We start from the raw sequence: 21,841 nt of genomic DNA, 5'->3' as shown, positions 1-21,841 counted from the left end.
CTTAGACGTGGAAAAGGATGGAAATGTTACATGTTTAAAAAATTTTTTTCAGTAAGTGAGATGGCAATCCCGGCGGCAGATCGCGATCTCATCCGCACGCTTTGCATCGCTCCAACCGAGTGTGCGCTGCATCCGGTCGGCCACCGCGTTCAGCAGGTCGGACAGCTCGCGGCCGCGGAAGCGGCCGAGCTCGGTGCGGCGGGCGATCAGGTCGACGAGGCGAAGTGCCGACTCACGGCCGATCATGTGCGGGATCTCCGCTTCCAGCAGCGGGATGCCGGGGAGGATCGGGGCGGCGGGGCACTCCAGATCGGGCGGGGCGGAGGCGAGCACCGACGCTGCTTGGTCGCCGTAGCGGTAGAGCAGGGTAAGGGCGTTGCTCTCGGTGAGCAGCGGGTGGAGGTCGCACAGGCGTGCCGCTTCCCGTCGCAGCCAGCCGTCGCTGTCGGTCGCCGGGATCGCGGCCGCGCCATACAGGGGCAAGGCGTGGGAGAGCTGCTCGCGGCGCGCCCAGTCGCCCGTTCCGGCAGGCAGGGCGGCGCGGACGTGGGTGAGGATGCGCTCGGCCATTTTGCGGTAGGCGGTCAGTTTGCCGCCGGCGATGGTGATCAGACCGTGCTCGGAGACCCAGATCTCGTCTTCGCGGGAGACGTCTTTGGTGTCTTGGCCGTCGTTTCCTTTGCCCGACTGGACGAGCGGACGCACGCCCGACCAGACGCCGACGATGTCTGACTCGGTGAGCTGTGCGTCCGGCAACAGGCCGTTGGCGATGTCGAGCAGATAGGCGATCTCGTCATCTGGCGCGGTCGGGTGGAGCAGGTCGCCGTCGTAGCGTTTGTCGGTGGTGCCGACGTAGGTGACGTCGCGTTTGGGAATCAGGAAAACGAGCCGCCCGTCCCGGGTCTGCACCGCCAGCGCATGGGGCAGCGGCAGACGGTCTGCCGCGAACGAGAGGTGGATGCCCCGGCTGTGCGTGACGCGGGAGGGGGAGGGAGCGGTGCGGGTCTCGCTCGCTTCCAGACCCAGCACGTCCTCGATCCATGGCCCGGCCGCGTTGACGACGACCTGCCCGCGGACGAGGAAGGACTCGCCTGTCACGCCGTCTACCGCCCATACGCCGCAGGTTTTGCCCTGCTCGGTCAGCAGGCCCTCGACTTTGGCGGCGTTCAGCACCACCGCCCCTTGTTCGGTGGCGCTTTGCAACGTGGCGAGGGTGAGGCGGGCATCGTCGGTGACGTATTCATGATAGAGCACCCCGCCGCGCAGACCGGATGCGGCAAGATCAGGATGGCGGGCGAGCAGGGCTTTTGCGTTCAGCACGCGGCGGCGTTCGGACCGGTCCACGCCGGCCAGCCGGTCGTAGAGCCAGACGGCGAACGACATCGCGATCAGGCCGTGCTGCATCCCTTTGTAGATCGGGAGCAAAAACGGTTTGGGCTCGACCAGATGCGGGGCCAACCGCCGCAGCACCGCCCGCTCCGACCCGGCCTCGCGCACCAGCCGGACATGACCTTGCGCCAGATAGCGCAGTCCGCCGTGGATCAATTTGGTCGAGCGGCTCGACGTGCCGGATGCAAAGTCGGACGCCTCCAGCACCGCCGTTTTCAGCCCGGCCAGGCTGGCCTCCCGGGCGATGCCCGCACCGGTGATACCACCGCCGATCACGATCAGGTCAAACGTTTCCTGCTCCAGTTGCGCCCGCCAATGGGAGCGCGGGTGTCCCATCCATCCGCTCTGCTGTGCCATCTCGTCTCTCCTCCTATAGAAAAAGGGAACACCGTACCTGCGACCATGAGACATGGCGCGAGATACCGGTAGCTCCCTTGTGTCTTTGCTACATCTGGTCAGCACTTGTTGTATGTAAGTATAGCACAAAAAGGTTGTCTGCTGAACTGAATTTTTTGATTGTAACAAATTTTGAAAATGGAATGAATCTGGATTATAATGGGAGTTGGTTTCGACCACGCCGGGCAAGTTGAGTGGATCGAAGAATACGGGAAGAACGGCAAAGTGATCAAGCCGACTAGATATAGGAGGGACGGTTCTTGCGACTCAAACCGGCATATGCGGAAAACATCATTGTAGGTACCGTGTACAAAGGAAGTTGGCAATGGTATGTGACGGATCAGGATCTATGGTTTATGGACCTAGTCAAATATGAGGATGCATTTGCGGCAAAAGGATACGAAACAAGCAATAGTGACTTCTCCGAACGATTTGGCATCGGCGTGCTAGATCAGGAAACGGCCGCTATCTTTTTTGAGCAGATTAAAGAGTATCGGGTTGATGCACAGGAATTGTCGAACATGTTGTTGCTTGAGGAATACGAGGGTATCCTCGATATGCAGCCCGCTTTGTATGTGAACTTTGATGAGAAAGAATTGATATCGCTCTACCCGGAACCTGCTTCTTATGAAGTGTTCGTTCCTTTTGACTGGTCTGGATCGTATGCGGATTTTACTGTGAAGATCCCGGAAGGCAAACGTTATTGGATCGTGAATGGCGAAAATGTATTGGCCAATGATTCAGAAGTAATGGACCTCAAGGTGAAAAATGATGATTTCGCCGTTTATCAAAGGGGAGGAATACGAGTTTATTGACCAGACTTCTTACATCCTGCTCATTTCAGAGGAATCCAAATCAGTTGGAAAAGGATTTAAACCGGAAGACGCCATATACACACTTCAGGTGCAACGGAGTGAATTGGACACCGCCTATCATTGCTCGACATACGCGCGATACAAAGATATCGAATGTTTGATCACCGATTGCAAAAATGGTCAAGTCAAACTGCTGTACACGTACAGTTATCGGAAAGCAGAAGAGCACGGCTTTACTGAGGTTGATCGTTCCGTTTATGTCAAATCAGTCTCTCTGTCGGAAATTGAGGAGGCTTGGTATCAATACGATCCGACAATGGGCTTTGTGATTCCGGATGAGGAAAGGGTCAAAACGATAAAAATGTAAAATGTTAGATAAATAGTATTGGGTTGTTTCCTAGTTTTCCAAGGGAGTGGTTCTACGTGGGCGGTAGGGTAAAGTTGGTGTCGATCAGACGAGGGGAGTATGTGATCTATCGAGGCAAGGAGTATTCATCTGGCTCGTTGCCGGGAGGTCATGTCGTCATTTTTTCAACGGACGAGGCAGACTTGGAGAACGGCTTTCAGAAACACAAGTCGGATCAGATCTTCAAAATGGTCTCACCGCAGGATCTGGAGTCGGCATACACGGTTACCACCAAAGGATTCTATCAAGACGTTGAATGCAGCATCCTAGATGTACAGGGCGATGAAGTGTTGCTTCAGTTTTACGATAACTATCTGATTGCGGAAAAATTGGGCTTTACCGCAATCGAGCCGACGATCTTTGAGAAGCGTGTTGAGAAGGCATCTATACAAAAAGTTTGGGAGGAACGGACGCCGATGAAGGGGTTTGATTTACAGGAGAACGAGCGCAAAGTGTGGATCGTTGAAGGGACATAAGTCGATGAATTTCAAAGTGAAAAATGACTTTTTCGTTGTCTTTCAAGGAGTGGAGTATACGTTTGTAGATCGCGAGTCTCATCTTCTGCTCGTCTCGAAAGATCCCCATGATCTAGCTAACGGGTTTGAAGCATATAACGAGACAAAGTACATCCGGCAAGTGCAAGTCTCTGAACTGGATGCGGCCTATCATTGCACCACTCATGCACGGTACAAAGAAATCATCTGCTCTGTTACGAGTTTTGAGAACGGGCAGATTGAACTGTACTACGTCCTCGATTACGAAAAGGCAAAATCGCACGATTTTACTCATGAAGACCGCAACGAATATGTGAAAAAAGTATCTCTTTCTGAGGTGGAATCGATCTGGTATCGGTATGACCCGATGTTCAACTTTGAGATCCCGGACGAACAGCGCATCCAAAAGATCGAGTTGTAATTCAATAGACAAAGAAGCGCGGGTACAAGGATGCTCTGAAAGGAAATTTGTTGCACCGAAGGAAAGGGGGATCAATCATGAATGAGATCCCGGTGAAGCACGATAAATCAAATCGATGAGGCTTGGTATGAGTTTGAACCGCTCATGGGATTCGAACTGGTACCGGGACAACATAAGCAAATCATCCACCTATAAAAAAACAGCCACCCCCACCGGGTGGCTGTTTTTCGATATGGTTCACTGTCTGGAACGACGATGAGTTACGATCTCGGTTTTTGGTCGTCTTGGTGTTTCCCGAAGCGCGGAAGGAACGTGCTCAGTCGCGGTGAAACCACGGCGGCGTTGGTGGACGACGGCGCCGACTGTCTGAGGATGTTACGCAAAAGCAGGCCAACCCCGACAAAAATGATTCCCATGAAGAACAACTCCGCAAGAAACATCCCTATACTGCCCAAAATATGTTCACCTCTTGTGTGTGTACGAATCTAACTATAGAGTACTCCATTCCGCGTGAAAATAAAATGGGGATTTTGTGCAATTTTTAAAAAATGTGTCGGAAGTTACAGGTGAAGCTTGGAGAGCGCTGTTTTTTTATGCGGGAAGGATAGGTATAATAGGAAAAAGGTCTGAAAGAAGGAGCGGAATCCCATGCGCATACATGAGATCGGCGAGTTTGGCCTGATCGACCGGCTGACACAGCGCTTGCAGCCGCCCGACACGAGTGTCATCGTCGGCATCGGGGACGATGCGGCAGTTACAGCGTATGCACCGGGCCATCACGTCGTGACGACGACAGACATGCTGGTCGAAGGCGTGCATTTTCGCACCGATACGATCGACGACCGCTCGCTCGGCTACAAATCGCTCGCCGTGTCGATCAGCGACATCGCCGCGATGGGCGGACGACCCCGCCATGCGGTGATCTCGCTGGCCCTGCCGGTCGCCATCGATGTGGAGCGGCTGGAGGCCCTCTACGAAGGCGTCCGAGATGTCTGCGTCGCCTATGACACGCACGTGATCGGCGGCGATGTGGTGAAAACGGACGGGCCGTTTGTGATCTCGGTGACGTTGCTCGGCGAGGTGGAGACGGGTCGCGCGTTGCTGCGTTCGACCGCGCGGCCGGGGGATCTGGTGTTTGTCACGGGTACGGTCGGCGGGTCGGCGGCAGGACTCGACTATATCGAGCACGGCAAAGGACTGGATGTGTCGCCCGACACATCCGATCACCTGCTGCGCTGCCACCAACGGCCGGAGCCGCAGGTGCGGGCCGGGCGGTGGCTGCTGGCGTCGGGAGGCTGCACGTCGGCAAACGATGTGTCGGACGGCCTCGCCAGCGAGCTGAACGAGATCGCCAAGATGAGCGGCGTGCGGCTGGTCGTGCAGGCCGAACAGATCCCGATGCACCACGCGGCGGTGAGCTATGCGAAACAGCGCGGGCGAGATCCGCTTGATTGGGCGTTGTTTGGCGGGGAAGACTACCAGTTGGTCGGCACGCTCGATCCGGCCAAGGCGGGAGATGTACAGAATTTATTTGCCAAAGAAGGTCTGCCGCTCACGATCATCGGTCGGGTGGTCGAGGGACGCGGCGTGACGCTTGCGGCACCGGACGGCGGCGAGCGGGAGATCTCGCCGAAGGGATATAATCATTTTGCGGAGTGAACTCATGACAACATACGAGACGACGACGGTAGACGAGACGCAGGCGGTGGCTCAGGCGCTCGGAAAATTGGTCCAGCCAGGCGACGTGATCTGTCTCGCCGGGGATCTCGGCGCGGGCAAGACGACGTTTACGCAGGGGCTGGCAAAGGGACTTGGCATCGAGGAACCGGTGTCGAGCCCGACGTTTACCATTATCAAGGAATATGACGACGGCCGCGTGCCGCTCTATCATATGGACATCTACCGCCTGGCAGAGGCGGCGGTACAGGAAGACCTCGGGTACGAGGATTATTTTTACGGCGCGGGTGTGAGTGTGATCGAGTGGTCGGAGTATCTGGCAGAGCTGCTGCCGGAAGACCGCCTCGTGATCACGATCCGCAACCGCGAGGACGGCGGGCGCACGCTGACGTTTGCGTCGACCGGACCCGTTGCGGCAGCCCGGCTAAAGGAGTTGAGTGAATCGTGCCCTACCTCGCACTAGATACGTCCACACAATCGCTGTCTGTCGCGGTCGGCGACGGAGAGCCGGGCCGGCCGGTGCGCTTGCTCGGTGAAGCGACGACGATGCTATCACGCAATCATTCGGTGAAGATGATGCCGCTGTTGGAGGGTCTGCTGGACAATCTCGACCTGCAGCCGGAACAGCTCAAAGGGCTGGTTATCGGCCGCGGTCCCGGCTCGTATACCGGGGTGCGGATCGCGGTAACCGCGGCGAAGGCGCTCGCCTATGCGCTGAACATCCCGCTGATCGGCGTGTCGTCGCTGGACGGCATGGCGCGCGCTGGTCAGGTGACCGACGCGCTGGTCGTGCCGATGATCGATGCCAGACGTCGGCAGGCGTACACGGCGTTTTATGAGCAGACGGCCGGGCAGTTTTTGAAAATCGCGGACGACCGACTGACGACGCTCGATGAGATCATCAAGCAGATCAACTCGCGGATGATCGTGCGCCGCCTCGACAAGAAGCCGGCGCAGGTGCTCCTGCTCGGCGACGCCGCTCATCTGCATCGGGCGGAGTTGGAGGAAAAGCTCGGGGAGAAAGCGCGGTTTGTCACGCCGACGCAGGACTTCGTGCGGGCCGCTCATCTGTTGGAAGTCGGTGTGCCGCTCCTTCTGGCGGGCGAGTCGCACGACGTGGAGACGTTTGCCCCGGAGTATCTGCAACTGGTGGAAGCGGAAGTGAAATGGCTCGCCAAGCAAGCGGAAGCCCAAGGGGGCGCCGTCACATGATCGAAACCCTGCATACGCGAAACATGACGCTGAGCGATCTCGACCGCGTGATGGAGATCGAGCTGAAGTCGTTTACGGTACCGTGGTCGCGGGATGCGTATCTGATGGAACTGACGCAGAACCATTTTGCGAAATATCTCGTCGCCGAGGTGGGGGACGAGGTGGTCGGCTATGCCGGGATGTGGGTGATCATCGACGAAGGGCACATCACCAACATTGCCATCGACCCGAGCCAGCGCGGCAAAAAGCTCGGCGAGGAATTGATGCGCCGGATGATGGCGCTCGCCATCGCGCACGGAGCGGAGCGAATGACGCTGGAGGTGCGGGTGTCCAATCTGCCGGCGATCCGACTCTATGAAAAAATGGGATTTGTCTCGCACGGCATTCGCAAAGGCTATTATACGGACAACAACGAAGACGCCATGATCATGTGGGTGGAGCTGCCTGCGCTGGGCGGGGCTTCGGGATTGGAGTAAGAGAGCATGGGGTACAGACAGCGAGTGCTGGCAAAATACGAGCGGGATCGGCAAGGCACGAGACCGGTGACGATCCTCGGCATCGAGACGAGCTGCGATGAGACGTCGGCGGCGGTGATCCGTGGCGGCAAGGAGATCCTCTCCAACGTGATCTCGTCGCAGATCGAGATCCACAAGCGCTTTGGCGGTGTCGTGCCGGAAGTGGCGTCGCGCCGCCATGTGGAAAACGTCAACGGCGTGGTCGACGAAGCGTTGAAACAGGCGGGCGTGACGCTCGATGACATCGACGCGATCGGCGTCACCTACGGGCCGGGCCTCGTCGGGGCTCTGCTGGTCGGTGTGGCGTGGGCGAAGGCGCTGAGCTATGCCAAGGGGATTCCGCTGATCGGGGTGCAGCATATCGCCGGGCACATCTATGCCAATTTTCTCTCCGGCGGCGGCGAACCGCCGTTGATCGCGCTGGTCGTGTCGGGCGGGCACACGGAGATCGTGTACATGCCCGCGCACGGCGTGTTCGAGTTTCTCGGTCGCACCCGCGATGACGCGGCGGGGGAAGCGTACGACAAAGTGGCCCGCGCGATGGGGCTCGACTACCCGGGCGGCCCGCAGATCGACCGGATGGCGCAGTCGGGCAACCCGGAGGCGTTCCAGTTCCCGCGGGCGTGGATCGATGACGAGTCGATGGACTTTTCGTTCTCCGGTCTCAAATCGGCGGTGCTCAACGCCCTGCACAACGCGGAGCAGCGAGGCGAAGAGGTCAACAAAGAAGACGTGGCCGCTTCGTTCCAAGCGGCGGTCGTCGACGTGCTGGTGGAAAAGACGGTCCGTGCCGTGAAGCAGACGGGCGTGCAAAACGTCGTCGTCGCAGGCGGAGTCGCAGCCAACAAAGGGCTGCGTGCCCGGTTGACGGAGCGGGCGGCCAAAGAAGGATTTGGCGTGCATTTCCCGACCCTCGACCTGTGCACCGACAACGCGGCGATGATCGCAGCGGCCGCGTTTCCGATGTATGAATACGGACGGTTCCACGACTTGGACCTGAACGCAATCGCGAGTTTGAGTCTGACAAAGTGGAAGGATACGCCGACGATTTGAGTCAAAGGCGAACAACGAACACACAAAAAAGAGCCCCTTCGTGAGAAGGTGCTCTTTTTTGCGTTGCCGGAGCAAGTCCGGTCTTAGTAGCCCCACCAGTAGACGTGCATACCTTGCGCGTACTGGGTCGCCAGTTGTTGGCGGAAGGTGGTGGTGCCGAGCTTGGAAGCGTCGGTCGGGTTGGAGATGAAGCCGGTTTCGCCGAGGGATGCCGGCATGTTGGTGTACTTCAGGACGTAGAACTCAGCGGTCTTGACGCCACGCAGGGTGGTGTAGGACGCTTTGAGTTTGTTGTAGATGTTGGTCGCCAGGCTGGAGCCGCTGGTGGAACCCGGGTAGTAGTAGGTTTCCAGACCGTTCGGCGTGGAGGTGCTGTAGGAGTTGATGTGCTGGGACACGAAGAAGTTCGCGCCTTTGCTGTTTGCGAAGGAGGTGCGCGCGTCCAGCGACATGGTCACGTCGGAGGTGCGGGTTTGGTACACGGTAGCCGGGTAGTTGGCACGGATGTACGCAGTGGTGCGGTTTGCGATGTCGAGGGTCAGGTTTTTCTCATACAGACCGTTGCCCACAGCGCCGGAGTCGGTGCCGCCATGACCCGGGTCGATAACGATGATCGGGTTTGCGACTTCGATGCCGATCGAGTTCGTCTTTTCGTTCAGAGCTTTCAGGTTGGCATCGTAGTTTGCCGGTGCCGGTGCTTCGGTCGCCATAGCTTCCGGAGCGATGTCGGTGGTGGTGCCGGTCGGCTTCGCAGCCAGAGCCGGGGTGGTCAGCATTGCTGCGCCGACGAGGGTTGCAACCAAAGTTTTGGTCATTTTCACAGATAATCTCTCCCTTTGTTTGAATAATGCCACAAGTCATAAATGGTACGGAAACATCAATGACAAGTGGTTGATAACCATATGATAATACTATTTTATGAAGATTTCAATTACGTATTTGTTTATTTCACAATAAAATTGATCGGATGACCGGATGATTGATTAGTACCCCCACCAGTAGGTGTGCATGCCTTGGGCGTATTGCACCGCCAACTGTTGACGGAACGTGTCTTTGGCGAGGTTGCCGGCATCGGTTCCGTTCGAGATAAAACCGGTCTCGCCGAGCATCGACGTCATGTTGGTGTACTTCAAGACGTAGAATTCGGCCGTTTTGACGCCGCGATGGACGGAGAACGAGGGCTTGAGTTTGTCGTAGATGCGGGTCGCCAGCGAGATGCTGTCAGCCGCGCCCGGGTAGCCGTACGTTTCCAATCCGCTGGCTGCGCTGGTGGAGTACGAGTTGATGTGCATGGAGACGAACAGGTCCGCATATTGCGCGTTGGCAAACGAAGTGCGCTCGTTCAGCGATTTGTAGACGTCCGTCTCGCGGGTCATATAGACCCACATCGGGTAGTTGGCCCAGATGTAGGCGCGAGTGCGCAGTGCGATGTCGAGGGTGATGTCTTTTTCTTGCAGGCTGTAACCGACCGCGCCCGGATCGGAGCCGCCGTGTCCCGGATCAAGCACGGCGACAGGATTGCCGTTTTTGATCTCGAGGGAGGAGCGGGCCGATTTGGCGGCAGCGTCGTAGTTGGACGGGGGTTGTTCGGCGGTGGAGAGCGCTTCTGGCGCGATCTCTGGTTGTTTTTGCGGGTTGGCCGCCATCGCGGGGGCCGTGAACAGGGTGGTGAGCGCCAGGGTTGCGAGCAGGGTGGTTTTGAGTGTCATGGTGTCATCTCTCCTTGAGTGTGTTAAGAAATATTTGTGTATTGTGAAGATTAGGAAAACAGAAGGCGAATATTTTGCGGCAGATCGGTCCAGAAAGCTTCGAAGGGTTTGCGTTTGAGATTTTCCGGATCGACGTAGTAGTTGAGCTCATCTTTGTGTTGATCCAGATAGCTGCGGTAGAGGGCGGTGGTTTTTTCGTTGGTCAGGATCTGGAGGATCTTTTGGCGCGACTCTTCGAAGGTGAACTGCTTGGGCTCTGTGATCTCGTTGACCATGAACCAGAACGTCCACTCGCCTTCTTCAATCGGGCCGACGACCTGATGCAGGCCGGTCTTGTACACCTCTTTGGCAACGTTTGCGGTGGTGTGGCTGGCGAGATGGTCGATGCCGACCAGTTCATGCCAAGCGCCGACGCGAGATTTTTCCTCGCTGTTGTACTGACTGACCAGCGTCGGGAAGTCTTCTTTGGAGACATTTTGCATGACATTTTTCAGTAAGATGTCGTCCGATTTGGCACGGAGGTAGTAGATGGAGCGAAATTCAGGCGCGTAGAAAAGCGTCGTTTTGTTGTCCTCGTAATACTGACGGATCTCCGGCTCGGTGACCGTCACGTCTTTGGTAACCTGTGTTTTCAGTTGGAAGGAGGTCATGGCGCGACGGTAGTTGTTTTTGATCTGGTCGATGGTCAGGCCGGTCTGTTTGGCGGCTTCTGCCTGTGCTTCCGGGGTGGTGCCGAGCTGTTCCAACTGTTTTTCCACAAGCGATTCGTCAGCTGTAACGCCGATTCGCTTGGCTTGGGCGAGCACGAGTTCTTCTTTGCTGCGCTGATCGAGCATGTCCATCTCTTCGGCCGGCGTGTAGTTGGGCATGCCGTTCATCACGATCGGCCGCAGAACGGCCCAGTCATCGGTGCGGACGACTTGGTCGCCGACGGAGAACAGGAGCGGTTGATACGAGGTCGCCGCATATGCGACCGTGCCGCCGCCGCCGAGTACGAGCACGGCGAGGGTGGCGAGGAGAGCTTTTTTTGGCTTGTTCATGAGTTGATCACCGTGTTTCTAGAAGTTTATATAAATAATGATAGATGATAGTTAGTGAAGAATCAATTGGATTCGGCAGGACTTTATGCCTTTTTTCAGAGAATTTTTAAAAGGAGAGCGGAGAGGCTTTTTTTGAGGTTATCAACAGGGTTATAAACAGTTTGGAAAAGTTATGCACAAGGGTCTGTGAATAACGTGGAAACCTGTTGAAAACAACGCTTTTTTCTCTCGACAAAATTCCACAGTCCATTATGTAAAGTGTCGGCGGAGATTGGGGATAACCATGTTAATTTGTAGATTTCTGTAGAGAAATCAGCATTTTACCCTGTGGATATGTATGTGGATAGTGTGGATGAATTGAATTTTTGTTTGTGCGAGTCGATTTATTTATGTGTCTGATTTTGATGGATCAAGTCGAATCGATGAAAGGACATAAAAAAAGCGACCGCCGGGGTCGCTCGTTTAGTAGACGTTGTCGTCGGGGCCGGCCATGCCCGCTTGGGGGCGGGTGCCGGCTTCCCACATTTCGGTGGGTTGGGCGGTTTGGTGCTCGCCGTTTTTGTCGTCGAAGGCGGGTTTGTTGAGGTTGCCGGATTGGACGGCTTCCATCAGCAGTTGGTTGTTTTTGACGATGATGTCGGCGATGGCGAGGCCGAGTTTGACGCCGTTGGTGACTTGGCCGTTGATCACGCCGCTGCTGGCGAGGATCTCTTCGATCTCGCGTTCGGAGAGGCCGGGGTTGAGCGGCTTTTGGTTTTGTTGACCGTTCCGGTTCATGAGGGAACGCCTCCTTTTCCTGCCTATTTTTCCGCATCGAGGGCAAGATGATGCATCGGTCGGGACATTTGGGCATGCTGATTGGCAAAAGGAGGTGTTCGGATGCGGGGTGTGATTTGTTTCTTGCTCTGCGGGTTGCTGGCAGGTGTTTTCGGCAGCGTCGAGGTCGCACAGGCGAAGGAGTCGCGGCAGGCGATCGTCGTGCTGGTGAATCGGGTCGGCACGGAGGAATTGGCACAACTCCCGGCGTGGCAGCGGTTGGCGCAGGGGGGCGCTGCCGGGTGGATGAACGGGAGCACAGGCGAATCGCGCAGAAAAGAGGCGGCGTACGCGACGCTGGCGATGGGCGTGCCAGGAGAGCTAAAGGCGACGCTCGATGTGCAAAACTCGTGGGAGCGGGCGGCGGACGGATCGGCGGCAGAGCGGTATGAGCGATGGATGGGCGTGCCCTCGCAGGGCGAGGTGCTGGTGCTGTCGATGGCCGAGTTGAACCGCAGCCGCAGCCAGCGCGAGTTTTCCGGGCAGTTCGGCGGCGCGGGCGATGCGCTGCGGACGGCGGGGCTGTCGGCGGCGGTGTTTGGCAACGGGGACCGGGCGCCTGTGCAATGGCGACCTGCCGCGTTGTTGACGGCAGACCGGCTCGGGAGCACGGCGTACGGCGATGTCAGCAACCGGATGCTGGTCGCTGCCACTGAGCGGCCGTACGGGGTGCGCACCGACTATGAGGCGATGTGGAGCGGGTATCAGCGGGTGAAAGGCGACGCGTCGCTGGTGGTGTTTGATCTGGGCGACCTCGGGCGGCTCGCGGCGTATCGGGAGTCTTTGACGGAGGAGCGCTACGGGGCGTTGAAGAGGCAGGTGCTGGCGGAGACCGATCAGTTTCTCACCCGCGTGCAGGCGGAGTCCGGGCCGAGTCGGCTGGTGGTGTTCGTGTCGCCGCAGGTGTCGAAGGAGGCGAGGGCGCGCGGGGAACTGCTGGCCCCGCTCGCAGTCGCGGGCGGGGGCTGGCAAGCGGGGAAAGTGCTGACATCGGCGACGACACGACGGGCGGGCATCGTGGCCAATCTGGACGTGATGCCGACGGTGTTGCACTTTCTCGGAGCGCAGATCCCTCGTGAGATGATCGGGTATCCGCTGCGGCAGACCGAGGAGATCGCGCAGGGGCAACTGCCTGACCTGCTCCGGGTGACGGTGTGGAACTACACGAATCGTGCGGCGGTGCTGACCGGTGTCGGCGTGCTCGCAGCGTTGGCACTGTGGGGGGCGGTGTCCCAGTCGTGGCCGAGTGTGGCGGTCCGTCTGCCGGTTGTGAAAGGGTTGCTCTGGGCGACGCTCTCGATGCCGCTCTGTTTGTATCTGCTCCCGCTGTTGCGGCCGGAGAGTCTGTGGGATGTGGCGGGAGGCGTGCTGACGGTGTGGTTGCTCGTGATCGCGGCGCCGTTTCGCTGGCTGTGCAAGAGCATCCCGGTGCGTCTGCTCTGGCTGACGGGGTGGACGCTTTGCGCGGTGGTCGCCGATGTGTGGGCGGGCGGGACGCTGGCGAAGGCAAGTCTGCTCAGCTACGATCCCATCGTCGGGGCCCGGTACTACGGAGTCGGCAATGAGTACATGGGTGTGCTGGTCGCCGCGGGCGTCTTGCTGTATGCGGCCGCGTTGCAGATCGGGGTGAACAGGCGGCGGGCGGAGATCGCGTTTCTGATCGGGAGCCTGCTGTTGACGCTGTTCTTTGCGTCGCCGGAGCTCGGCACAAATACGGGAGGGGCCCTGACGGCGGCCGGCACGGCGTCGCTGGCGTACGCCCTGCAGCGCGGCTGGTCATGGCGGCAGTCGGTGGGCAAGATGCTGTGGGGGCTCGGCGTGGCGTTGGCCTCGCTGTGGGCGCTGAACGTCATGGGAGGCGGTCACGCGCCGTCGCACATCGCGGCCGCGACGCATCAGGTGATCAACGGCGGCGGGGACGAGGTGCTGCGCATCCTCGCCCGCAAGACCGACATGGTGCGGCGGTTGTTCACGGCGACGATCTGGCCAACGGTGCTGCTGGTCTTGATCGCGGGGTTTGCGTGGCGGCTGTTTCTCCCGAGCGCACGCGAGACGCGGTGGAAGGGGCCGTATGCTCCGTTTATGCGCACATTCGCCGCGCTGCTGGGCGGGGCGGGTATCGGCCTTGTGACCAACGATTCGGGGATCGTGGTGGCGGCGTTGATGTTTCTGTACACGGCGTTTCCCGGGCTTTTGCTGTGGCTGGACAGCGGGGCCCATCGGTCGATGGGGGCTTGGAGACAGAGTGCATAAAGATGTATAAAGTGAATAAAAATACAGGCGCGTTTCTCGGAAGGAGACTCCGGGAGACGCGCCTGTTTGTCTTTATTTGGAGAGGGTCAAGACGTTCTGTGCCGGTTCCAACTCCGGCTTGCCAAAGAGATAGCCTTGGAACAGCTCATAGCCCGCCTTCGAGAGCCAAGCCCAGTCACGCTCCGTCTCCACGCCTTCTGCGAGGGTGCGGGAGCCGACGGTGCGCGCTGCTTCCAGCAGGGCGATGGCGACCTGCTGTTTGTCCGGGTCGTCGGCGACGCCTTGGACGTAGTGCATGTCCAACTTGACGAAGTCCGGCTTGAGACGAATCACGTTTTCCACGGTGGAGTATCCGCTGCCCACATCGTCGAGGGCGTAGCGGAAGCCGTGTTTGCGGTAGAAGAGCAGGATATTTTCCAGGTGGTCGAGGTCTTTGATCTCCTCCGTCTCGACCACTTCAAAGACGATCTGGTGCGGGTCGGCACCCGATGCCCACGCCTTGGCCAGCGTGCTCTGCAGGCAGTGCTCGGGCGTGTAGATCGCCGTCGGGATGAAGTTGACGAAGACGAGTCGGTCCCCGACTCGCGATGCGTTGCGCACCGCTTGAAGGCGGCAGACGCGGTCGAGCGCAAACAGACGGCCGCGTGTGCGGGCTGCGTCGAACATTTTGTAAGGCGGGATCAGGGTGCCGTCCTCGTCGAGGGCGCGGGAGAGAAACTCGTACGCCTCGATCTGCACCTGTTCGCCGTAGCCGGACACGATCGGCTGGTAGACGGTGCGGACGCGTTCCTCGGCGATCACGTCGTCGATCCAGTGCGCCGCTTGGTGCGCGCGCAGGTCTGCGAGCGGGAACCAAGCCTCGGCAGCGGTCGGCAGCGATGTCTTGTCCGGCGCGGGTGCAGCGGTGATCTGCGCGGCGTCCATGTGTGCGGTAAAATAGTCAAGCATGTCGGGCACGGCGTGCGTCGCCGCCCAGACGATGTCGGTCTCTATGCGGTGAACGGGAGAGAACTTGTCCCCCGTGAGCCATTCGTTCAGGGCTTGCAGATTCGCTTCCCCGGCGAATCGCAGAAAATAGCCGTCGGCCGCCGTCTGGCAGGCCTGGCATTGCTCGTTTGGAGCGTTCAATCTGTTCCCACCTTCCCCATCAATTCCCTTACAAAACTATTCGTGAAAACTTTCGGTCATTCCTTTGAATTTCCTACAGATTACCAGGGAAATAATCTTGCAAAATCCGACAAGGAACGTGCGAATCCTGTCACATTTGGTACCTGCCGGATCGGGTATACTAACACAGGGAAAACTTGCACAGGGAAGACAGAAGGAGGAGCTAGTGATGCAATCTGTGGATACACAACGGCTGACGAGCGTGCGCGACCGCTTGCTCGGGCACCCGATTTACAAAGAGTTGAACACGCCGGAGAAGGTGCGCGTTTTTATGAAGCACCACGTCTTCGCCGTTTGGGATTTTATGAGTCTGTTAAAGCGGCTGCAACAACTGCTGACCGTGACGACCGTGCCGTGGATGCCGGGCAAAGAGACCCGGTATGCCCGGTTTATCAATGAGATTGTGCTCGGTGAGGAGACCGACGAAGACGGCGAAGGCGGGTACATCTCCCACTTCGATCTGTATCTGCAAGCGATGGAGCAATGCGGGGCGGATACCGAGCCGGTCAAGGAGTTCCTCGCTGCGCTGGAGCAGGGGGCGAGCGTGGAGCACGCGCTGGAGAAAGCGGGGATGCCGGAGTCGGTGCATCAGTTCGTTTCGTTCACGATGGACATCGCGATGAACGGTAAACCGCATGAAGTGGCGGCTGCGTTCTTCTTTGGGCGGGAGGACATCATCCCGGACATGTTTGGACACCTCGTGGGCGAGATCGAGCAGCGAGGCGGCGAAGTGGATCGGCTCGTGTATTATTTGAAGCGGCACATCGAGTTGGACGGCGATTCGCACGGACCGCTGGCCGAGCAGTTGCTCGACCACCTCTGCGGCGGCGACCCGCAGAAGATCGCAGAAGCGGAGCGGACGGCGGAGGAGTGTCTGGAGAAGCGAATTGAACTGTGGGGCGGGGTGTTGGGGGAGGTGGAAGGAAGGTAGGAGTATAAAGAATTATGGGATATTTTATCTGTGTTCATGACGAAACTCGAAGAGAAGAAAACATTTCTTGAGATGAAGGATTGGAAAGAGAGAATCTTTAACAAATTGCGAAACGCATCGTAGTACAATTGCTGGGTTGGATTCCGACACTGGGGCACGTTGATAGCTTCTTGATTCGTGTGTTAGAATAAACGTATAAATGTGGTGTACAATAAAAAGAAGACTGCAGGTGCTGGACACACCTACAGTCGACTGGCACAACTGATACCCAACAAGGGTGTCGGCTCATACGGAAAAGGAAGTAGACCTCTAAGCCGCGAAGCTCAAGGGAGGTCTACTTCTTTTTTATCAGGTTTAGTATGCCGATGATCACGTTCAGCAAACCAATAATGATCGCAGCCACAAGTGTTCCGAAAGCAATCATAACAGTGAGCATTTGAAAATCAGTCATACCGATCTCACCCCCTTTCACGAGGGGATGAGCCGACCGCCCTTGAGGAGCCTATTCAATTGTGTTATTCGTATTCTACCATAGTGAAAAGAAACAAGGAACAGTTGTTCTTTATGCTTTAAAAGGTGTGTTGGGATGGCTTTGGAAATGCTTTTTGAAAACTAGATCTACTTCCTATAGGCTTTCCCGTCGCGGAAGCTTTTTTATTAATAAGGAGAGGGGGCGTATGATCAATGACCTTGAATGAAGCATGGATGCAAAATGACGCAAAATTCGATGGTGTCTTTTACACGTGTGTGAAGACGACGAATATCTATTGTCGGCCGTCTTGCCGGGCGAAGAGGCCAGACTTGAAGAATGTGGTCTATGTGCGGTCCAGACGAGAGGCGGAGCGGGCGGGATATCGTGCTTGCAAGGTGTGTTTTCCGCAGATGCCGGAGGAACGGTGGACGTATGAGAAAGGCACGATGCGGCTCTCGGTGGAGGGGGAGTTTTCTTTATCGGAAGCGTTGATGTATTTGACGAGGTCGTCGGAGGAATGTCTGCACCGAGTCGTGGGGGACACGCTGTTGAAGTTGTTGGAGATCGACGGAGAGCGGGTGTTGATCGAGGTCGGGAGCAAGCCGGACGCCGACGGTGAAACGGTTGAAATTCGCTTTCGAAACGGCATTCCAAAAGAGTCGATTCGCATGGCGGCGGCTCATTATGTGTGGGAGTGGCTCGATCTGGAGCGGGATTTGGCGCCTTTTTATCGGATGGCGGGGGATGATCCGTTGTTGAAAAAAGTGGTCGACGCGCATCGCGGACTTCGAATCGTGCGGATTCCCGATTTATTTGAAGCGTTATGTTGGGCGGTGATCGGGCAGCAGATCAATCTGGTCTTTGCCTATACGCTGAAAAAGCGGCTCGTCGAGAGGTACGGTGAGCGGATGGAGTGGGAAGGCGAGACCTATTGGCTGTTCCCGGTGCCGGAGCGGATCGCGGAGCTGACGATGGACGAACTGAGAGCGTTGCAGTTCACCGGGAAAAAGGCGGAGTATCTCATCGAGGTCGCCCGGCAGATCGCAACGAAGAGCCTGACCAAAGAGGGGCTGCTGGCTCTCTCCGGCTCGGAAGCTGAACAGGCGATGTTGAAGATCCGGGGCATCGGGCCGTGGACGGCGAGCTATGTGGCGATGCGGTGCTTGGGAGATGCGTCGGCTTTTCCGGTCGGGGATGCGGGACTGCAAAATGCGATCAAAAAGCAACTCGGCATGGACCGAAAACCGACAAGAGAAGAGATGATGTCGCTCGCACAGGGCTGGGAAGGGTGGCAAGCCTACGCGACGTTTTACTTGTGGAGAAGTCTGGCTGAAGGGAATTGATACTTTGTCTGGAATTCGGGTCGCGGTGGGCGATGCTGCCGGGCAGTCGGTCTGTTTTTACTTGCTGGCTGGACATTGTCAGAATTGGATATTCTATACGTATCTGGGGTCGCAGAGGCGTTGTCGGTCGGTGGAGTTTCCCTGATCGCGCTTTTTTTGTATGATAGAAGGAATAACTGGACTCATTATGATGTCGAAAGGTGTGTCTTATGGGAAACACAACAAACTCTTCCGACTTTATTCGGGAGATCATCAAAGAGGATCTGGCAGCCGGCCGGGTCAATCAAGTCGTGACCCGATTCCCGCCGGAGCCGAACGGGTATTTACATATTGGTCATGCCAAATCGATCTGCATCAACTTTGAGATCGCCAAGGATTTTAACGGCAAAACCAACCTTCGCTTTGACGACACGAATCCGCTCAAGGAAGATGTCGAGTACGTCAACGCGATCAAAGAGGATGTCGCATGGCTCGGCTTTGAATGGAACGGACTGTTCTTTGCTTCCGATTATTTCGAGGAGATGTATGATCGTGCGGTGCTGCTGATCAAAAAGGGGCTCGCGTTTGTCGACGATCTGTCCGCCGAGGAGATCCGTCAAACCCGCGGCTCCCTGACCGAACCGGGCCAAAACTCGCCGTTCCGGGACCGCTCGGTCGAGGAGAACCTCGATCTGTTTGACCGCATGCGCAAAGGCGAGTTTAAAGACGGCGAAAAAGTCCTGCGCGCGAAGATCGACATGGCGTCCCCGAACATCAACCTGCGCGACCCGGTCATCTACCGCATCTCGCATGCGACGCATCACAACACGGGCGACAAATGGTGCATCTACCCGATGTACGCGTACGCACACCCGCTGGAAGACGCGATCGAGGGGGTCTCCCATTCGCTGTGCACGCTGGAGTTCAAGGATCAGCGTCCGCTGTACGACTGGGTGATCCGCGAGTGCGAGATGCCGCATGTGTCGCATCAGTATGAATTTGGCCGACTGAGCCTGACCGATACGATCATGAGCAAGCGCTATCTGAAGAAACTGGTCGACGAGAAAGTGGTCGACGGCTGGGACGACCCGCGCATGCCGACGATCTCCGGTCTACGTCGTCGCGGCTTTACTCCGGAGGCGATCCGGGCGTTTGTGCGTGAACTGGGCGTGACGGTCGGCGGCGGCGATGTGGATTACCGCCAGCTCGAACACTTCATCCGCGAAGACCTCAAGCTCAAGGCCCCGCGCACGATGGGTGTGGTTCGTCCGCTGAAAGTGGTGATCACCAACTACCCGGAGGACCAAGTGGAGATGCTCGACGCGGAAGTCAATGCGGAAGTGCCGGAGATGGGCATGAAGCAAATCCCGTTCTCGCGGGAACTGTATATCGAGCAGGACGACTTTATGGAAGAGCCGCCTGCGAAGTACCACCGTCTGTATCCGGGCAATGAAGTGCGTCTGAAGCATGCGTACTTCATCAAATGCAACGATGTGGTGAAGGACGAAAACGGCAACGTTGTGGAACTGCACTGCACCTACGACTCGGAGACGAAGAGCGGCAGCGGCTTTACCGGCCGCAAAGTCAAAGGCACGATCCACTGGGTCGATGCCAAGAGCGCGGTCCCGGCCGAGTACCGCCTGTACGACAGCCTGCTGACCGGCGAACCGGCGGACGGCGACCTGATCGACCGGATCAACCCGAACTCGCTGGAAGTCGTGCACGGATACGTGGCAGCAGACCTGAAAGACGCAAAGGCACAGGATAAGTTCCAATTCTTCCGCCACGGGTACTTCAACGTGGATCCGAAGCACAGCACGGATGAGAAAAAAGTGTTTAACTTAATCGTGTCGCTGAAGAGTTCGTTTAAGTAAAGAGTACGCAAAAAGGGAGCCCGATGGCGGGGCTCCCTTTTATTCGTTTCGCAGCAACTCTTTCAACGCCACATCCAGCGTCGGATACTTGAACTCGAACCCGTGATCGAGCACTTTCTTCGGCAGCACCTTTTGCCCTTCCAGCAACAGCACGGACAGCTCGCCGAACAATGTCTTCATCACGAACGACGGCACCGGCATCCAATGCGGTCTGCCTGCCACTTTGCCTACCACGCGGCCGAATTGGTCGTTGGTGAGGGGGTTCGGGGCGGTGCCGTTGACGGGGCCTTTTATCGCGGGATGTTCGATGCAGAAGTTGATGAGGCGGACCATGTCTTCGGCATGAATCCAGGAGAGCCATTGGCGGCCGGAGCCGACTTTGCCGCCGACGAAGAGGCGGTAGGGCATGTACATTTTCGGGAACGCGCCCCCGTCCATGCCGAGGACGATGCCGACGCGGAGTTTGACCAGGCGGTCCACCGGGATCTGGTCGGCTGCCCGCTCCCATTCCTCGACGACGTCGGAGAGGAAGTGGTCGTGGACGTGGGGGCTCTCCTCGACGAATGTTTGCGTCTCCGAGAGGCCGTAGATCGACATGCCGGATGCGTTGACGACGACGGACGGTTTGTGCTCCAAACGGGATACGAGGTCGGCGATCCGGCCGGTCGTGTCGAGGCGGGACTGGATGATGCGGTGTTTGGCCGCGGCGGTCCAGCGTTGGTTGATCGACTCCCCGGCGAGGTTGACGAGGGCGTCGATGCCTTCGAGGAGCTGCGGGTCTTCCTGCAACTGGTTCCAGGTCACGGAGGTCAGCTTCGGGTCATGGGTCGGTTGCCGGGAGCGCGAGATGAGAAACACTTCGTGATGGCTCTGCAACCAGTCGTGGATCAGGTGTTGGCCGATAAAGCCGCTGCCGCCTGCGATGGCGAGTTTCATGTATGTCATCTCTCCTTTGAGATCAGATGATCAAATCCGGTTCACCTCTTCAGTGTAGCACAGGAGTCATAGGAAAATTTGGAATCCCAACAAAAAAGGAGGGCCAAAAGCCCTCGCTCGCCATGCTGTGTCTATTTTTTCTCCAACTGTGAGACTCGCCCTCTCTCATAGACAAGCGGGTACAGTCGCTCGACATAGAGGGTGAGGTACTGCGCCCAGAGCGCTTCCCAGTCCAAAAAAATCGCCCACGGGCCGTCTGCGACGGCGGCTCGGAGCTGCTGTTCCACCCCGCGCATCTTGGCTTTCAGGGCGAGGATCTCCGGGTCGTTCTCGACCTGTTGCCACAGCGGATCGTCATATCTCATCTCCACACCTCCGGGACTTTGATTATTCAGTTGCGTAATTTAATTCTTCAAGTGTGTAATTAACTCCTCCCAGAACGAGAAATTATTTTGATTCATAGAGTCGGGACAGATGCTCATACGCCATCGCCTTCCCGCGCATACGCTGGGAACAAGAAGTTCTGTGCGAAAGGGGGAGACGGATGGCAGGGGTCGGATTTCCGTTTGGTGCGGCGCAAGGCATCGGGCCGGGTGTGGTCGCCGGGTTTGGCTTTGGCGGGTGGGCGATCACGTTTGCCGTGATCTTTATCATCGCCATCGTGTTCTGGTGGGTGTGGAGCACGGTCGGGCCAATCGTCGGGCCGTTGATGGGCGGCGCAGGCGGGTTGTTTTGGTAACGGGCAAAAAAAGGGACGGGTGCCTGCGCGGCATCCGTCCTTTTTGTATGAGGAGAGCGGGTGTCCCGTCTGCAGCCGGGACGAATCTATGTCATCGCGTACCGTCGCCGTGTGCTCTGCCACCTCGCTTTTCTCTCTGACGACGGGAGCGCGGCTCTCTTGGTGGGCGATTCGTACTGTAGAGTATGTCGGGGGCCAAAAATG

At 57.5% G+C, this 21,841-nt stretch carries 23 protein-coding genes; 15 read left to right on the top strand and 8 right to left on the bottom strand.

The features are described from left to right. Window positions 1–48: 48 nt before the first annotated feature. The gene (locus OS242_RS14255) at window positions 49–1,746 is read right to left on the bottom strand and encodes a glycerol-3-phosphate dehydrogenase/oxidase (RefSeq protein WP_267152353.1); all 1,698 of its coding nucleotides are present in this window, start codon (window positions 1,744–1,746) and stop codon (window positions 49–51) included. A 198-nt stretch (window positions 1,747–1,944) separates the two neighbouring features. On the opposite strand from OS242_RS14255, the gene OS242_RS21405 reads away from it, so the two are divergent. The 10 genes from OS242_RS21405 (at window position 1,945) to tsaD (ending at window position 8,378) form a co-directional block, all read left to right on the top strand. Next, window positions 1,945–2,085, top strand: coding sequence for a DUF2963 domain-containing protein (locus tag OS242_RS21405; RefSeq protein WP_407702115.1), 141 nt, complete (start codon window positions 1,945–1,947; stop codon window positions 2,083–2,085). Continuing rightward, window positions 2,046–2,600, top strand: coding sequence for a hypothetical protein (locus OS242_RS14250; protein WP_267152352.1), 555 nt, complete (start codon window positions 2,046–2,048; stop codon window positions 2,598–2,600). The genes OS242_RS21405 and OS242_RS14250 overlap by 40 nt, the downstream gene beginning before the upstream one ends. After that, the gene (locus OS242_RS14245; RefSeq protein ID WP_267152351.1) at window positions 2,557–2,967 is read left to right on the top strand and encodes a hypothetical protein; all 411 of its coding nucleotides are present in this window, start codon (window positions 2,557–2,559) and stop codon (window positions 2,965–2,967) included. Before OS242_RS14250 ends, OS242_RS14245 begins: the two co-directional genes overlap by 44 nt. A gap of 101 nt (window positions 2,968–3,068) precedes the next feature. Then, complete coding sequence (locus OS242_RS14240; protein WP_267152350.1) at window positions 3,069–3,482, top strand: hypothetical protein; 414 nt, start codon at window positions 3,069–3,071, stop codon at window positions 3,480–3,482. Window positions 3,483–3,486: 4 nt separating this feature from the next. Next, window positions 3,487–3,921, top strand: a complete 435-nt coding sequence (locus OS242_RS14235) for a hypothetical protein (RefSeq protein WP_267152349.1) — start codon at window positions 3,487–3,489, stop codon at window positions 3,919–3,921. Window positions 3,922–4,569: 648 nt separating this feature from the next. Then, entirely contained in the window at window positions 4,570–5,580 is a 1,011-nt protein-coding gene (gene thiL, locus OS242_RS14230) for a thiamine-phosphate kinase (protein ID WP_267152348.1), read from the top strand. A 4-nt stretch (window positions 5,581–5,584) separates the two neighbouring features. After that, on the top strand, window positions 5,585–6,061 hold the full coding sequence (tsaE, locus tag OS242_RS14225; protein WP_267152347.1) for a tRNA (adenosine(37)-N6)-threonylcarbamoyltransferase complex ATPase subunit type 1 TsaE: 477 nt from the start codon (window positions 5,585–5,587) through the stop codon (window positions 6,059–6,061). Next, window positions 6,043–6,810 carry a tRNA (adenosine(37)-N6)-threonylcarbamoyltransferase complex dimerization subunit type 1 TsaB gene (tsaB, locus tag OS242_RS14220; protein WP_267152346.1) on the top strand — a complete coding sequence of 256 codons (768 nt, stop codon included), beginning with the start codon at window positions 6,043–6,045 and terminating at the stop codon, window positions 6,808–6,810. Before tsaE ends, tsaB begins: the two co-directional genes overlap by 19 nt. Beyond that, window positions 6,807–7,286 carry a ribosomal protein S18-alanine N-acetyltransferase gene (gene rimI / locus OS242_RS14215; protein ID WP_267152345.1) on the top strand — a complete coding sequence of 160 codons (480 nt, stop codon included), beginning with the start codon at window positions 6,807–6,809 and terminating at the stop codon, window positions 7,284–7,286. The genes tsaB and rimI overlap by 4 nt, the downstream gene beginning before the upstream one ends. A gap of 6 nt (window positions 7,287–7,292) precedes the next feature. Then, window positions 7,293–8,378 carry a tRNA (adenosine(37)-N6)-threonylcarbamoyltransferase complex transferase subunit TsaD gene (gene tsaD / locus OS242_RS14210; RefSeq protein WP_267152344.1) on the top strand — a complete coding sequence of 362 codons (1,086 nt, stop codon included), beginning with the start codon at window positions 7,293–7,295 and terminating at the stop codon, window positions 8,376–8,378. Window positions 8,379–8,461: 83 nt separating this feature from the next. On the opposite strand, the gene OS242_RS14205 is transcribed toward tsaD, so the two are convergent. The 4 genes from OS242_RS14205 to OS242_RS14190 all read right to left on the bottom strand — a co-directional run bounded on the left by OS242_RS14205 (window position 8,462) and on the right by OS242_RS14190 (window position 11,904). Continuing rightward, on the bottom strand, window positions 8,462–9,193 hold the full coding sequence (locus OS242_RS14205; RefSeq protein ID WP_267152386.1) for an N-acetylmuramoyl-L-alanine amidase family protein: 732 nt from the start codon (window positions 9,191–9,193) through the stop codon (window positions 8,462–8,464). A 168-nt stretch (window positions 9,194–9,361) separates the two neighbouring features. Beyond that, the gene (locus OS242_RS14200) at window positions 9,362–10,087 is read right to left on the bottom strand and encodes an N-acetylmuramoyl-L-alanine amidase family protein (RefSeq protein WP_267152343.1); all 726 of its coding nucleotides are present in this window, start codon (window positions 10,085–10,087) and stop codon (window positions 9,362–9,364) included. 50 nt (window positions 10,088–10,137) lie between these two features. After that, complete coding sequence (locus OS242_RS14195; protein WP_267152342.1) at window positions 10,138–11,127, bottom strand: peptidyl-prolyl cis-trans isomerase; 990 nt, start codon at window positions 11,125–11,127, stop codon at window positions 10,138–10,140. A 462-nt stretch (window positions 11,128–11,589) separates the two neighbouring features. Next, entirely contained in the window at window positions 11,590–11,904 is a 315-nt protein-coding gene (locus OS242_RS14190) for a hypothetical protein (RefSeq protein WP_267152341.1), read from the bottom strand. 102 nt (window positions 11,905–12,006) lie between these two features. Here OS242_RS14190 and OS242_RS14185 point away from each other — a divergent pair, with 102 nt between their 5' ends. Further along, window positions 12,007–14,196, top strand: a complete 2,190-nt coding sequence (locus OS242_RS14185) for a hypothetical protein (protein ID WP_267152340.1) — start codon at window positions 12,007–12,009, stop codon at window positions 14,194–14,196. 72 nt (window positions 14,197–14,268) lie between these two features. Here the strand turns inward: OS242_RS14185 and OS242_RS14180 are convergent, their stop codons facing one another. After that, window positions 14,269–15,324 (bottom strand): EAL domain-containing protein, encoded by a 1,056-nt coding sequence (locus tag OS242_RS14180; RefSeq protein WP_267152339.1) that lies wholly within the window; start codon window positions 15,322–15,324, stop codon window positions 14,269–14,271. 208 nt (window positions 15,325–15,532) lie between these two features. On the opposite strand from OS242_RS14180, the gene OS242_RS14175 reads away from it, so the two are divergent. The 3 genes from OS242_RS14175 to OS242_RS14165 all read left to right on the top strand — a co-directional run bounded on the left by OS242_RS14175 (window position 15,533) and on the right by OS242_RS14165 (window position 19,962). Beyond that, a complete protein-coding gene (locus tag OS242_RS14175; RefSeq protein ID WP_267152338.1) occupies window positions 15,533–16,294 on the top strand; it encodes a DUF3050 domain-containing protein in 762 nt (253 codons plus the stop codon). A gap of 684 nt (window positions 16,295–16,978) precedes the next feature. Continuing rightward, complete coding sequence (locus OS242_RS14170; RefSeq protein WP_323372954.1) at window positions 16,979–18,109, top strand: Ada metal-binding domain-containing protein; 1,131 nt, start codon at window positions 16,979–16,981, stop codon at window positions 18,107–18,109. A gap of 209 nt (window positions 18,110–18,318) precedes the next feature. Continuing rightward, entirely contained in the window at window positions 18,319–19,962 is a 1,644-nt protein-coding gene (locus tag OS242_RS14165) for a glutamine--tRNA ligase/YqeY domain fusion protein (protein WP_267152337.1), read from the top strand. Window positions 19,963–20,001: 39 nt separating this feature from the next. On the opposite strand, the gene OS242_RS14160 is transcribed toward OS242_RS14165, so the two are convergent. Next, window positions 20,002–20,898 (bottom strand): TIGR01777 family oxidoreductase, encoded by an 897-nt coding sequence (locus OS242_RS14160; RefSeq protein WP_267152336.1) that lies wholly within the window; start codon window positions 20,896–20,898, stop codon window positions 20,002–20,004. Window positions 20,899–21,029: 131 nt separating this feature from the next. Then, the gene (locus OS242_RS14155; protein WP_267152335.1) at window positions 21,030–21,263 is read right to left on the bottom strand and encodes a hypothetical protein; all 234 of its coding nucleotides are present in this window, start codon (window positions 21,261–21,263) and stop codon (window positions 21,030–21,032) included. Between the two features lie 179 nt (window positions 21,264–21,442). Here OS242_RS14155 and OS242_RS14150 point away from each other — a divergent pair, with 179 nt between their 5' ends. After that, entirely contained in the window at window positions 21,443–21,637 is a 195-nt protein-coding gene (locus OS242_RS14150) for a hypothetical protein (protein ID WP_267152334.1), read from the top strand. Window positions 21,638–21,841 lie beyond the last annotated feature (204 nt).

Origin of the sequence: Tumebacillus lacus, from assembly GCF_026410385.1 — a bacterium.
GTDB classification, from domain to species: Bacteria; Bacillota; Bacilli; order Tumebacillales; family Tumebacillaceae; genus Tumebacillus; species Tumebacillus lacus.
This window is presented reverse-complemented; position numbering and strand designations above follow the sequence as displayed.

Bases quoted from the DNA above. Each gene is read 5' to 3' on its own strand.
- tsaD (WP_267152344.1), top strand. From the start codon at position 7,293: ATGGGGTACAGACAGCGAGTGCTGGCAAAATACGAGCGGGATCGGCAA.
- thiL (WP_267152348.1), top strand. From the start codon at position 4,570: ATGCGCATACATGAGATCGGCGAGTTTGGCCTGATCGACCGGCTGACA.
- OS242_RS14175 (WP_267152338.1), top strand. From the start codon at position 15,533: ATGCAATCTGTGGATACACAACGGCTGACGAGCGTGCGCGACCGCTTG.
- OS242_RS21405 (WP_407702115.1), top strand. From the start codon at position 1,945: ATGGGAGTTGGTTTCGACCACGCCGGGCAAGTTGAGTGGATCGAAGAA.
- OS242_RS14150 (WP_267152334.1), top strand. From the start codon at position 21,443: ATGGCAGGGGTCGGATTTCCGTTTGGTGCGGCGCAAGGCATCGGGCCG.
- OS242_RS14255 (WP_267152353.1), bottom strand. From the start codon at position 1,746: ATGGCACAGCAGAGCGGATGGATGGGACACCCGCGCTCCCATTGGCGG.
- OS242_RS14235 (WP_267152349.1), top strand. From the start codon at position 3,487: ATGAATTTCAAAGTGAAAAATGACTTTTTCGTTGTCTTTCAAGGAGTG.
- OS242_RS14245 (WP_267152351.1), top strand. From the start codon at position 2,557: ATGATTTCGCCGTTTATCAAAGGGGAGGAATACGAGTTTATTGACCAG.
- OS242_RS14190 (WP_267152341.1), bottom strand. From the start codon at position 11,904: ATGAACCGGAACGGTCAACAAAACCAAAAGCCGCTCAACCCCGGCCTC.
- OS242_RS14165 (WP_267152337.1), top strand. From the start codon at position 18,319: ATGGGAAACACAACAAACTCTTCCGACTTTATTCGGGAGATCATCAAA.
- OS242_RS14185 (WP_267152340.1), top strand. From the start codon at position 12,007: ATGCGGGGTGTGATTTGTTTCTTGCTCTGCGGGTTGCTGGCAGGTGTT.
- tsaE (WP_267152347.1), top strand. From the start codon at position 5,585: ATGACAACATACGAGACGACGACGGTAGACGAGACGCAGGCGGTGGCT.
- rimI (WP_267152345.1), top strand. From the start codon at position 6,807: ATGATCGAAACCCTGCATACGCGAAACATGACGCTGAGCGATCTCGAC.
- OS242_RS14195 (WP_267152342.1), bottom strand. From the start codon at position 11,127: ATGAACAAGCCAAAAAAAGCTCTCCTCGCCACCCTCGCCGTGCTCGTA.
- OS242_RS14160 (WP_267152336.1), bottom strand. From the start codon at position 20,898: ATGAAACTCGCCATCGCAGGCGGCAGCGGCTTTATCGGCCAACACCTG.
- OS242_RS14200 (WP_267152343.1), bottom strand. From the start codon at position 10,087: ATGACACTCAAAACCACCCTGCTCGCAACCCTGGCGCTCACCACCCTG.
- OS242_RS14205 (WP_267152386.1), bottom strand. From the start codon at position 9,193: ATGACCAAAACTTTGGTTGCAACCCTCGTCGGCGCAGCAATGCTGACC.
- OS242_RS14155 (WP_267152335.1), bottom strand. From the start codon at position 21,263: ATGAGATATGACGATCCGCTGTGGCAACAGGTCGAGAACGACCCGGAG.
- OS242_RS14170 (WP_323372954.1), top strand. From the start codon at position 16,979: ATGACCTTGAATGAAGCATGGATGCAAAATGACGCAAAATTCGATGGT.